General features: G+C 57.5%; 11 protein-coding genes and 1 pseudogene. 5 read left to right on the forward strand and 7 right to left on the reverse strand.

Translation table 11 applies throughout. The features are described from left to right. Positions 1 to 102: 102 nt before the first annotated feature. Positions 103 to 1,371: a Wzz/FepE/Etk N-terminal domain-containing protein gene (locus KW839_RS20125; RefSeq protein WP_218425297.1), complete on the reverse strand. Its 1,269-nt coding sequence runs from the start codon at positions 1,369 to 1,371 to the stop codon at positions 103 to 105. Between the two features lie 7 nt (positions 1,372 to 1,378). Then, positions 1,379 to 1,645: a hypothetical protein gene (locus KW839_RS20130; RefSeq protein ID WP_218425298.1), complete on the reverse strand. Its 267-nt coding sequence runs from the start codon at positions 1,643 to 1,645 to the stop codon at positions 1,379 to 1,381. 226 nt (positions 1,646 to 1,871) lie between these two features. Here KW839_RS20130 and KW839_RS20135 point away from each other — a divergent pair. Then, positions 1,872 to 2,665 (forward strand): annotated as a pseudogene (locus tag KW839_RS20135) (SDR family NAD(P)-dependent oxidoreductase). Positions 2,666 to 2,697: 32 nt separating this feature from the next. Further along, entirely contained in the window at positions 2,698 to 3,972 is a 1,275-nt protein-coding gene (gene fabF / locus KW839_RS20140; RefSeq protein ID WP_218425299.1) for a beta-ketoacyl-ACP synthase II, read from the forward strand. Here fabF and KW839_RS20145 read toward each other — a convergent pair. The 5 genes from KW839_RS20145 to rfbB all read right to left on the reverse strand — a co-directional run bounded on the left by KW839_RS20145 (position 3,969) and on the right by rfbB (position 7,978). Then, on the reverse strand, positions 3,969 to 4,526 hold the full coding sequence (locus KW839_RS20145; protein ID WP_060540905.1) for a TetR/AcrR family transcriptional regulator: 558 nt from the start codon (positions 4,524 to 4,526) through the stop codon (positions 3,969 to 3,971). The two genes, fabF and KW839_RS20145, sit on opposite strands and share 4 nt — an antisense overlap. 181 nt (positions 4,527 to 4,707) lie before the next feature. Beyond that, on the reverse strand, positions 4,708 to 4,875 hold the full coding sequence (locus KW839_RS20150; RefSeq protein ID WP_020299652.1) for a DUF2897 family protein: 168 nt from the start codon (positions 4,873 to 4,875) through the stop codon (positions 4,708 to 4,710). Positions 4,876 to 5,110: 235 nt separating this feature from the next. Continuing rightward, positions 5,111 to 5,980 carry a dTDP-4-dehydrorhamnose reductase gene (gene rfbD, locus KW839_RS20155; RefSeq protein ID WP_218425300.1) on the reverse strand — a complete coding sequence of 290 codons (870 nt, stop codon included), beginning with the start codon at positions 5,978 to 5,980 and terminating at the stop codon, positions 5,111 to 5,113. Positions 5,981 to 6,023: 43 nt separating this feature from the next. After that, positions 6,024 to 6,899: a glucose-1-phosphate thymidylyltransferase RfbA gene (gene rfbA / locus KW839_RS20160; RefSeq protein ID WP_218425301.1), complete on the reverse strand. Its 876-nt coding sequence runs from the start codon at positions 6,897 to 6,899 to the stop codon at positions 6,024 to 6,026. Then, positions 6,896 to 7,978: a dTDP-glucose 4,6-dehydratase gene (gene rfbB, locus KW839_RS20165; RefSeq protein ID WP_218425302.1), complete on the reverse strand. Its 1,083-nt coding sequence runs from the start codon at positions 7,976 to 7,978 to the stop codon at positions 6,896 to 6,898. The genes rfbA and rfbB overlap by 4 nt, the downstream gene beginning before the upstream one ends. A 314-nt stretch (positions 7,979 to 8,292) precedes the next feature. Between rfbB and kdpF the strand changes: the two genes are divergently transcribed. The 3 genes from kdpF to kdpB are packed head-to-tail and all read left to right on the forward strand — an operon-like array spanning position 8,293 to position 12,154. Then, positions 8,293 to 8,382, forward strand: a complete 90-nt coding sequence (gene kdpF / locus KW839_RS20170) for a K(+)-transporting ATPase subunit F (RefSeq protein WP_007899818.1) — start codon at positions 8,293 to 8,295, stop codon at positions 8,380 to 8,382. Between the two features lie 8 nt (positions 8,383 to 8,390). Beyond that, entirely contained in the window at positions 8,391 to 10,085 is a 1,695-nt protein-coding gene (kdpA, locus tag KW839_RS20175; RefSeq protein WP_218425303.1) for a potassium-transporting ATPase subunit KdpA, read from the forward strand. Positions 10,086 to 10,096: 11 nt separating this feature from the next. Next, positions 10,097 to 12,154 (forward strand): potassium-transporting ATPase subunit KdpB, encoded by a 2,058-nt coding sequence (gene kdpB, locus KW839_RS20180; RefSeq protein ID WP_218425304.1) that lies wholly within the window; start codon positions 10,097 to 10,099, stop codon positions 12,152 to 12,154. Positions 12,155 to 12,166: the final 12 nt, after the last annotated feature.

Here is a 12,166-nt window from a genome sequence, read left to right on the forward strand (position 1 = left end):
CTTCACTTTATAAGTGGCTGGGGAGGGCAGCTAATTCGAGAATTACTACCGCTGAGGGATCGCGTTTGATGAACAAACGCGACCCTTTCATCTATGTCGGATTTAGCGCAGCGACAGGACGGCTCGACGGATAATAGCGACGCCAACGCCCAGCATAAACCCGAATATCATACCGAAACCGACAATTAGAGCCTTCTTCGGTTTTACCGGGCCTTCAGGTGGAGTTGCTTCTTTATCAATTTGCGCGAGGTTGAATTGATCGAAGTCCACATGCAGTTGTTTCAAGTGCATCAGTTCGCCGCGAATATCCGCGAAGTCCTTGACGAATAGCTCAGGATTGTCACGCTCTTTAAGAAGTATTGCTTCGCGGTTAGTGGCCAGCAAGCTGAGTTCTTTTTGAATTTCATCAATGCGCGGCTCGGTGAAGTCGTCAGAGCGACGGGTTTCCAGGGTGGCACGCTCAGCTTCCAGGGCAGCCTGTCCCAGGAAATACAGCGGTATTTTCTGATTGTTGACTTCTGTCCGGATCATGTTGCCTTGATGGGCTTGATCCGTGTCTCCCAACGCTGAAGGTGTTGTGGGTTTGACGATGCCGAGTTTTTTTGCAATGACGATTGCTTCATCAAGCTCTTTGACACGATTTTGTCTGCGGCTTTGCAACTGTTGACGTAATGCTTTCAGTTCGTCCTGAAGTATTTGTTTTTTAAGTTGATCTTTTTCAAGCAGAACGGCGATTTTGGAATCTTTCTCTGCTTCGTACGCAGCCTTTTTTGACTCCAGCTTTTTTTCTACTTGAATGATGCGATTGCTTACCAGGGTTTCAAGGCTCGAAGCTACTTTTTCTTTTTCGGTCTTAATTGCAAAATCAGTAAAGTTTTTTGCAATTCCGACGCCATCTATACCCTGTGGATACCTAAGTCTGAGGCCCACGGCCTCAGAAAGGCTTGTGCTTTTTTTCGGGTCAATTATTTCAATGGTGAATGATTTTTCATTGAATTTTTTGAAGGTTTCTTCAATTGACTGGTTTGGTGTCTGGACGGGTGCCAGGTACTGCGGGTAAGTTTTGAAGAATTTCAGGCGCACGTCATAAGACTGCATTGAAGATCCGACGCGTGTCAGGGCATCCTTTGGAGTTAGTTTATAAAGCCCCGATTCATTCAGTTCATCGAGGTCCGCCTTGGTGACAGGCCGGATCGTAGTTTCGACTTCATATTCCGGCGTAGCGTATACGGTGTATGCAATGGCGGCGGAAGCAGTTAGTGCGGTAAACAGTAAGACAATAGCTCTTTGATCCCAAAGGCTGTTGATGAGATCCTTTACTTCAACTACTTCGTGGCTGGAATTGCTGATTGTATTTACTGGGCTGTTCATCGCGCGCTCAAATAAATTCGACAGAGGCTCCATAATACAGCTGGAAATTCCCGTCATGTATGTTGTTGAAGGAAAACATCGAGTTACATTTTGATTTTCCAGCATTTGTTCGCAAACGGCAAGAGTCAACCGGCGGATGAGCCGATAGGAAGCAGGACGCAGCAGCTGTTGTTTGAATGATCGTCATCAGCAGTTTTGATCGTTTCGGCATCCCGGTGCAAGCACACGACATCATGGGAGTATCTGTTTTGTATGCGTTATCTTCGTCGATCATGCAATTTTCCACGTGGATTGATAGGCCGCTCCTTTGCGCTTGAAAGTCAGTCGGGCGTTTTCAGTTCAGCAGGTGCGGTCGGACTTTGCCGAAAACCCGACGAACCGACCATTTCCCGGAAATCATTCAGGTCCCCTGCGACCTTTAAATTATGACTATAATATATCACTTCGCTGATCCGTTCTGGCGTCGGGTTTTTCCTTAAACGTCCCAAGGAGCACTTCCCATGAGTTCTGTTCAGTTCAAAGGTACAGCCCTTGTCACCGGCGCCTCTTCCGGCATCGGGGCGTTTACGCCGAACGGTTGGCGGCGCGCGGTTTTGATTTGTTGCTGGTTGCGCGCGACGAGCAGCGCCTGGAGGCTGCGGCCAACGAATTGCGTTCACGGCATGGAATTCAGGTCGAAGTGCTAAAGGCAGATCTGACGCAAAAAGAGGATGTATTCAAGGTTGAGCAGCGTCTGCGAAGTGATTCCAGTATCAGCTTGTTATTGAATAACGCCGGTGTGGCTGCGGATGGTCTGCTGGCTAATGCAGATCTGGAACAACTGGAGCGCTTGATCCAGTTGAACGTCACAACGGTTACGCGATTGGCCTCGGCAGCGGCGGCGAGTTTTACCAAGGCCGGTCGCGGCACCATCATCAACATAGCTTCAGTGGTGGCCCTGTTTCCCGAGCGCTTTAATGCAACGTACAGCGCCAGCAAGGCCTATGTTTTGAGTCTGACTCAGTCGTTGAACGCGGAACTGGATGGGACTGGTGTGAAGATTCAGGCCGTGTTGCCAGGCGTCACACGTACTGAAATATGGGAGCGCTCCGGTATCGACGCTTCACAGATTCCTGCAGATATGGTCATGGACGCAGGGGAAATGGTCGACGCAGCGTTGGCGGGCCTGGATCAGGGTGAGTTGGTCACCGTTCCTTCGCTACCTGATGCCGCGGATTGGGATGCCTTTGTAGCCGCGCGTCATGTCATGGCGCCGAATCTTTCCAGAAGTAAGGCTGCCTCACGTTACAAGTGAGGCATTATCAATCGGCCAGAGGTGTTTGCGGTATGAATGATCGTCGAGTCGTTGTAACGGGCATGGGCCTGGTATCTCCATTGGGCAGCGGTGTCGAAGCTGTCTGGCAAAGGCTGCTGGCCGGGCGTTCCGGGCTGCGCAATCTGCCGCAGGAGGTGGTTGCCGATCTGCCGGCCAAGGTGGGTGGGTCGGTGCCGACGCTGGCCGAGGATCCCGAGGCCGGGTTCGACCCGGATCGGGCAACAGCGCCCAAAGAACAGAAGAAAATGGACCGCTTCATTCTGTTTGCCATGGAGGCGGCACGTCAGGCGCTGGAGCAGGCCGGTTGGCAAGCCCTGGACAGCAACGCCCAGGAACGCACGGCAACCATTATCGGTTCTGGCGTAGGGGGGTTCGGTGCAATCGCCGATGCGGTGCGCACCACGGACAGCCGTGGCCCACGACGCTTGTCACCCTTTACCATTCCGTCGTTTCTGGTCAATCTCGCTGCCGGGCATGTCTCGATTCAACATGGTTTCAAAGGCCCGCTGGGTGCGCCAGTCACCGCTTGCGCCGCCGGTGTGCAGGCGATCGGTGATGCGGCACGGTTGATTCGTAGCGGCGAGGCGGATATCGCCGTGTGTGGCGGCGCGGAAGCCGCGATCGATCGCGTCAGTCTCGCCGGGTTTGCTGCAGCTCGTGCTTTATCCAGCGGTTATAACGACACCCCGGAACGCGCCTCGCGTCCGTTCGACAGCGGTCGCGATGGTTTTGTCATGGGCGAGGGCGCGGGGCTGCTGGTGATCGAATCCCTGGATCATGCCTTGGCGCGCGGCGCTCAACCGTTGGCTGAACTGGTCGGTTATGGCACCAGTGCTGATGCCTATCATCTGACCGCGGGACCCGAGGATGGCAGCGGTGCGCGGCGAGCGATGGCATTGGCCTTGGCCCAGGCCGGTATTTCACCTGCTCAGGTTCAGCATTTGAACGCTCACGCGACCTCGACCCCGGTGGGCGATCTGGGTGAACTGGCGGCGATCAAGTCGTTGTTCGGTGCGCAGAATGCAATTGCAGTGACATCGACCAAGTCGGCAACCGGACATTTGCTTGGGGCAGCGGGCGGGATCGAAGCGATCTTCACACTGCTGGCCATTCGTGACCAGATCGTCCCGGCCACGCTTAATTTAGACAATCCGGATCCCGCTGCCGCAGGCGTGGACATCGTTCGCGGCCAGGCGCGGCCGATGACTATCGATTATGCGCTGTCCAACGGTTTTGGATTTGGCGGCGTCAATGCCAGCGTGTTGTTCAAGCGCTGGCAGGGCTAGTCCTGCGATTGCTTGAGATGCTCGCGCGTGACGTCGAGCAGGCGTTGGGCGAGTTCCGGGTCGGCAACGCTGCGTGAAAGTAGCAGGGCGCCGACCAGTGCGGCCATGATGACAATGCTGCGATCAGCGGTGTTGTCCCCTTTGAGGGTGTGCTCGATCTGATCCAGTCGAGCCTTGAGCACGGTGTCACTTGTCGTGCTCGGCTGCCCGCGCAGGCCAAGTTCCGAAGACATGGTCGTTAGAGGGCAACCTTCGTGGGGCGAGGTTTGGTGCCATTGCGACAGGTAGGTATCGATGAAGGCTTCGAGGGGATTTTCTTCGGCAAAGATTTGCGCGCACAAGCCGTCAACCTGATTGCCAGACTCCTGGAGAGCCTTTTCTACCAGTTCGTCCTTGGACTCGAAGTGGGAATAAAAGCCGCCATGGGTCAAGCCCAATGCTTTCATCAGAGGTTGCAGGCCGGTCGCGCCGATACCGTCGCGGCGGAATCGCGCCGAAGCTTCCTTGATGATGCGTTGGTGGGTCTGGGCTTTATGGTCCTGCGAATAACGCATCTGAAATCTCCACATCAATGCGTCATCTTAACCAATGAAAATTGGATGGTGATTGTACTTTTACTTCTAAAAAGCATACAGATGCTTCGATTCTGATACAAAACCGCAATACTGGCAGGCATTGCCAAGGTTTTTTCGGTTGCGGAAAAAAACAAACCCCGCCGGTTCTGGCGGGGTTTTATCAGCGATCCTGCGCTTCTTTGGCGTCCATTTGCGCATTACGTTCAGCCACGCGTTTACGTTGCTCTTCGGTCAGTTCAACCTTGTTGGCGGTGTCGCGTAGCATCATCAAACCACCAACGATCGAGCCAATGGCAACAACCAAAATTAACCAGGCATACCAGGGCATGGGACTCTCCTTGATGACAAACGGGCCGGCGAGGCTCGCCAACCGATCGTGCATACCACTTTGAGTGACGGGGTCTGGCAGCAGTTCCATCGCTACCTGTGCATTCTATGCCTGTTACGTGTGGCGCAGGCGAATGCCATCAATGTCTGGTCAACATCGCGCGCCGTTGGTGCATCGGCGCGCTGATGGGCGGCAAGCATGGAGTACAGGAACGAGCGGTGCCGTGGTTTGATGCCTATGTCTGTTGGCGAAGGCACGCGCACAGTGCAGTTTGCCAGTCAGGTTGACTGACACCCCACTCACGTTGCAGGCGACTGCAATCGAGACGTGAATTGAGCGGCCGGGTCGCGGGCGTCGGGTAATCGCTGGTGGGAATCGGCAGCACACTGGCACAGGGTTTTCCCTGCTGTTGCAATGCTTCGCCAATTGCCTGGGCAAAGCCAAACCAGGAGGTCTGGCCCTGAGCAGTCAGATGAAACGTCCCCCAGCTGCCGGCCATGCCCGCCTGCCAGCGTTCAATCAGGGCCAGGGTACTGTCGGCGATCGTGCCTGCCCATGTTGGCGCTCCGATTTGATCGGCGACCACGCGCAACTCTGTTTTCTCCTGCAGTAAACGCTGCATCGTCAGCAGGAAGTTGCGGCCATGGTTCGAGTAGACCCAACTGGTGCGCAGAATCAGGTATTTACCTTGCACGTCCCTGATGGCCTGTTCACCGGCCAGCTTGCTCCGGCCATACACCCCGAGCGGATTTGGCGCGTCGTCCTCGTTGTACGCTCCGACCTTCGTTCCGTCGAATACATAATCAGTGGAGTAATGAATCAGCGGGATATCGAGAGCCAGCGCTTCTTCGGCAAGAATGCCGGGGGCGACTGCGTTTATGGCAAAGGCTGTCTGCGGCTCGCTTTCGGCCTGATCGACCGCTGTATGGGCTGCCGCATTGATGATCAGATCGGGCCGAACGGTCTGGACCTGCCGACGAATCTGTTCGGGTTGCGTCAGGTCGAGCTGGTCGCGACCCAGTACGATCAGTTCGCCGACCGCGCCCAGTCGGTGTTGCAGCTCGCGTGAGACCTGGCCGTGCTGGCCATTGATGAGAATTCTCATGGCAACAGTCCGGTCTCTTCGTGCACGCCGGGTTCAATCATGATCATTGTTCGTCCCCGGCCAGTTTGGCGAGGTACTGACCATACCCGGTCTTGCCAAAGTACTGCGCCCGCTCGAGTAACTGTTCACGATTGATCCAGTCATTCTCGTAGGCAATTTCTTCGAGGCAGGCGACTTTCAGTCCCTGGCGGTGCTCGATGGTCTGCACGTACTGACTGGCTTCGAGCAAACTGTCGTGGGTGCCGGTATCGAGCCAGGCGAAACCTCGGCCGAAACGCTCCACCTGCAGATCGCCCCGTTGCAGATAGGCATTGTTGACGTCGGTGATTTCCAGCTCGCCGCGTGGCGAAGGTTTTACTGCCTTGGCAATCTCGATGACATCGTTGTCGTAGAAATACAGACCGGTAACGGCATAACTGGATTTCGGCGTCGTCGGTTTTTCTTCGATTGAAAGCGCACGGCCATCACTGTCGAAATCGATCACGCCGAAGCGCTCGGGATCCTTGACCCAGTAACCGAACACGGTGGCGCCAGAGGTGCGTTTTGCCGCGTTCTGTAATTGTTCGCCGAAGTGCTGGCCATGGAAGATGTTGTCCCCCAGGATCAGGCAGACAGGGTCATTGCCAATGAATTCTTCGCCAATCAGGAACGCCTGGGCCAGCCCATCCGGTGAGGGTTGTTCGGCAAAGCTGAAATTGACCCCGAACTGGCTGCCGTCACCCAGCAGGTTGCGGTATTGAGGTAAATCCTGGGGGGTGGAAATCAGCAGAATATCCTTGATGCCGGCCAGCATCAGCACCGAAATCGGATAGTAGATCATTGGTTTGTCGTAGACCGGCAACAGCTGTTTTGACACGCCGAGGGTAATCGGGTGCAGGCGTGTGCCCGAGCCTCCCGCTAAAACGATGCCTTTCATCATGCGAGCAACTCCTTGTTATCGATGGCGCCGAGGCGTTCACCTTGATAGCTGCCATCCTGAACACGACGGCACCACTCCAGGTTGTCCAGATACCATTGCACGGTTTTGCGCAGGCCGGTTTCGAACGTCTCTTCAGGCACCCAGCCCAGTTCGCGTTCAATCTTGCCGGCATCGATTGCATAGCGCTGATCGTGGCCGGGACGATCCTGTACGAACGTGATCAGGTCGGCATAGTGCGCAACACCGTCGGGCTTGTGCGGTGCCAGTTCTTCAAGCAGGGCACAGATGCCACGCACGACGTCTATGTTCTTCTGTTCGTTGTGCCCACCGATGTTGTAGGTTTCGCCGACGGAGCCAGTGGTCACCACTTTGAGCAGAGCCCGGGCGTGATCTTCGACGAACAGCCAGTCGCGCACTTGCAGGCCATTGCCATACACCGGTAGCGGCTTGCCGGCCAACGCATTGAGGATGACCAGCGGAATCAGTTTTTCGGGGAAGTGGAACGGCCCGTAATTGTTCGAGCAATTGGTCAGCAGTACCGGCAAACCATAGGTGCGCTGCCAGGCGCGGACCAGGTGGTCGGACGCAGCCTTGCTGGCGGAGTAGGGCGAGCTCGGAGCGTAGGGCGTGCTTTCCGTGAACAGGTCATCGACACCATGCAGATCGCCATAAACCTCGTCGGTAGAGATGTGATGAAAGCGGAACGCGCTTTTCTCAGGCTCTGTGAGGGTTTGCCAATAGGCACGGGTTGCCTCCAGCAAGCTGTAGGTGCCAACAATGTTGGTCTGGATAAATTCCGATGGCCCGTCGATGGACCGATCCACATGGGATTCAGCTGCCAGGTGCATGATCGCGTGAGGCTGGAAGCGTGCCAGCACTGCTCTGACAGTCGACTGATCAACGATATCGGCCTGGACGAACTCATAACGAGTGTCGTTGGCGATGCTGGTCAGCGACTCGAGATTGCCGGCATAGGTCAGTTTGTCCAGATTGAGCACTTCATGTTCGGTGTGCCGAATCAACTCGCGAATAAGGGCAGAGCCAATGAAACCGGCACCGCCGGTGATGAGGATACGCATGGAGGCCAGCCTTTTTCAGTAATTCGATAATGCCAATAGCCGTAGCTTGTAGGCACGAGCGGGGAGGTGCAAGAGTGTTAATGCCATTTTTGTTGCGTCAAGCCTGTCGGGCTTGAGTTTCAGTGGTGCGCGACAACGCGCGAAACGACCGGTTTTGCCGGCCTGAAGCTTGATCCAGCCCCCTGTAATCCCCGCATAAACCCACTCTTTACGCTTTCTTTATGCCCGGCGAGACTCCTCGATCTCGTTCCTTTACAGCCTTCCTTCCGACAATGGCTCACACGCGGCAATACGCCGTAACACGGAGAATTTCCATGAGCGTTCTGGATGGAGTGTCGCTGCTGCTGGCAGTGGGGCTGTTCATTTATCTGTTGGTTGCGCTGTTGCGCGCGGACCGGAACTAGGAGCGGCCATGCACAGTTATGACTATTGGCTAATCCTCGGATTTTTCGCGCTGGTATTGCTACCTGCGCCGTTCCTCGGGCGCTTCTATTACAAGGTCATGGAAGGCCAGCGCACCTGGCTGACGCCAATCCTCGGGCCGCTGGAACGTGGCTGTTATCGTGTCGCCGGTGTCGATCCGCAGGCCGAGCAGAGCTGGCAGAAATACACACTGGCCTTGCTCGCTTTCAACCTTGCGGGCTTTTTGCTGTTGTTCGCGATCCTGTTGCTCCAGGACCACTTGCCGCTCAACCCGCAGAACCTGCCGGGGCAAGAGTGGACGCTGGCGTTCAACACCGCCGTCAGCTTCATGACCAACACCAACTGGCAGGCGTACAGCGGTGAGGCGTCGCTGAGCTATCTGAGTCAGATGGCCGGTCTCACTGTGCAGAACTTCGTCAGCGCCGCCACCGGCCTGGCGGTATTGGTTGCGCTGTGTCGCGGTATCGGCCGCAAGTCGACCAAGACCCTGGGCAACTTCTGGGTCGACATGACCCGCGCCACCCTCTACGGTTTGCTGCCGCTGTGCCTGCTGCTGGCGTTGTACCTGGTGTGGCAGGGCGTACCGCAAACCTTCGCCCAGTACGTGCATGCCGTGACCTTGCAAGGCGTCGACCAGGTGATCCCGCTCGGCCCGGCGGCCAGCCAGATTGCGATCAAGCAATTGGGCACCAACGGTGGCGGTTTCTTCGGCGTCAACTCGGCGCATCCGTTCGAGAACCCGACAGCCTGGAGCAACCTGTTCGAGGTCGCATCGATCATTCTGATCCCTGTTGCGCTGGTGTTCACCTTCGGCCACTACGTGAAGGATCTGCGTCAGAGCCGCGCGATCATCGCCTGCATGCTGGCGCTGTTCCTGATCGGTGGCGCGACCTCGCTGTGGGCCGAGTACCAACCTAACCCGGCGCTGAACAACGTCGCTGTCGAACAGACCGCGCCGCTGGAAGGCAAGGAAGCACGGTTCGGCACAACCGCCAGCGTACTGTGGTCGGTGACCACGACCTCGGCGTCGAACGGTTCGGTCAATGCCATGCACGACAGCCTCAATCCGCTGAGCGGCATGGTCGCACTGGTCAACATGATGGTTGGCGAAGTGATCTTCGGAGGCGTCGGTGCCGGGCTCTACGGCATGTTGCTCAACGTGTTGATTGCGGTGTTCCTCGCCGGCCTGATGATCGGCCGCACCCCGGAATATCTCGGCAAGAAACTGCAAGCCAGGGAGGTGCAATTGCTGGTGGTGACCCTGATGGTCATGCCGATCGGCGTACTGGTGCTCGGTGCGATCGCGGCCAGCCTGCCAGGGCCTGTGGCCTCGGTAAGCAACCCCGGTGCCCACGGTTTCAGCCAGTTGCTCTACGCCTACACCTCGGCCAGTGCCAACAACGGTTCTGCGTTCGGTGGCTTCGGCGCCAACACCCCGTTCCATAACCTGATGCTGGGCCTGGGCATGTTGATCGGTCGCTTCGGCTACATCCTCCCGGTCCTGGCCTTGGCCGGCAGCCTGGCAATGAAGAAAACCGCACCGATCGGCCAGAACAGCTTCCCGACTCACGGCCCGCTGTTCGTGACCTTGCTGACGGTGACCATTTTGCTGGTGGGTGGCCTTACTTTCCTGCCGACACTGGCGTTGGGCCCGATTGCTGAACATCTGAGCATGGCCTTCTGAGGGAGTTGAAGATGAATATGCCCATAACCAAAACCGCCGTCGTCAAGGCGCCGGAACAGCCGAAAACCGCAATTTCGGCCTTGTGGCGCCCGGCGCTGTTGCAAGCCTTCGTCAAGCTCGACCCACGGCAATTGCAGCGTGCGCCAGTGATGTTGGTGGTCGAACTGACCGCGATCCTGACCACCGTGCTGTGCTTCATTCCCGACACGGCGGTGCCGACCTTCGTCGCCGCACAAATTGCCGTATGGCTGTGGTTCACCGTGCTGTTCGCCAACTTCGCCGAAGCCCTGGCGGAAGGCCGCGGCAAAGCCCGCGCCGACAGCCTCAAGGCCGGCAGCGCAGGCCTCAGTGCCCGGCGCCAAACCAGCAACGGCACCTTTGAGGTGGTGCCGGCCACCAGCCTGCGCAAAGGCGATGTGGTGCGCGTCGAGGCGGGGGAGATGATTCCCGGTGACGGCGAAGTGATCGAAGGCATCGCGGCCGTCAACGAAGCGGCGATTACCGGTGAGTCGGCGCCGGTCATCCGTGAGTCCGGCGGTGATCGTTCGGCCGTCACCGGCAATACACGATTGGTGTCCGACTGGCTGTTGGTGAAAATCACCACCAACCCTGGCGAATCGACCCTGGACCGCATGATTGCCCTGGTCGAAGGCGCCAAACGGCAGAAAACCCCGAATGAAGTAGCGCTCGACATCCTGCTGATCGGCTTGACCCTGATCTTCCTGCTGGTGGTCGTCACCCTGCAACCTTTCGCCCACTTCGCCAATGGCAGCCTGCCGCTGGTATTTCTGGCAGCGTTGTTGGTCACGCTGATTCCGACCACCATCGGCGGCCTGCTGTCGGCCATCGGTATTGCCGGGATGGATCGCCTGGTGCGCCTGAACGTGATCGCCAAGTCAGGTCGCGCCGTGGAGGCGGCGGGGGATGTGCACGTCTTGCTGCTGGACAAGACCGGCACCATCACGTTCGGTAATCGTCGTTGTGCAGCAGTGTATGCGGCGCCGGGTGTCAACGCTGTGGAACTGGCCGAAGGCGCATTGTTTGCCTCGCTGGCGGACGACACTGCTGAAGGCAAGTCGATCGTCGAGTATCTGCGTGGCACACATCCCCAGCCGGAGCCGTCTGCCGACATGCTGACTGCCGTGCCGTTCAGTGCTGAAACGCGGCTGTCCGGGGTCGATTACCAAGGGCGCGTGTATCGCAAAGGCGCTGTGGATTCGCTGCTGGCGTTTGTCGGCCTGAACCGTGGCGATCTGGCACCGGCCCTGTCCCGGGAAATCGACAGGATCGCCCAAAGCGGCGGCACTCCGCTGCTGGTATGCGTCGACGGCAAATTGTTGGGGGCAATCCATCTCAAGGACGTGGTCAAGCCCGGTATCCGCGAGCGTTTTGACGAGTTGCGCAAACTCGGCATTCGCACCGTCATGGTCACCGGCGACAACCCGCTGACGGCTGCTGCCATTGCGGCCGAAGCCGGAGTGGATGACGTTCTGGCAGAAGCCACCCCGGAGAAAAAACTCGCACGCATCCGCCACGAGCAAGACGACGGTCGACTGGTGGCGATGTGTGGCGATGGCGCCAACGACGCTCCGGCGCTGGCCCAGGCGGATGTCGGTATGGCAATGAATGACGGCACGCAAGCGGCGCGTGAAGCGGCCAACATGGTCGATCTGGACAGTGATCCGACCAAACTGCTGGACGTGGTGCAGGTTGGCAAGGAGTTGCTGGTCACCCGTGGTGCGCTGACGACTTTCTCCATCGCCAACGACGTGGCCAAGTACTTCGCGATCTTGCCGGCCCTGTTTGCCGCGATCTATCCGCAACTGGGTGTGCTCAACGTCATGCACCTGAGCAGTCCGCAGAGCGCGATTCTCTCGGCGATTGTGTTCAACGCCCTGATCATCGTGGTGTTGATTCCGTTGGCGCTGCGGGGGGTGCGGGTACAAGCGGTGAGTGCAGCGGCGCTGTTGCGGCGCAATCTGTTGATCTACGGCCTGGGCGGGCTTCTGGTGCCGTTCGTGGGTATCAAGGCGATCGACATGCTGTTGACGGCGTTGCATCTGGTGTAGGTGTCAGGCGAT

This window comes from Pseudomonas sp. PDM31 (assembly GCF_019218965.1).
Classification (GTDB): domain Bacteria; phylum Pseudomonadota; class Gammaproteobacteria; order Pseudomonadales; family Pseudomonadaceae; genus Aquipseudomonas.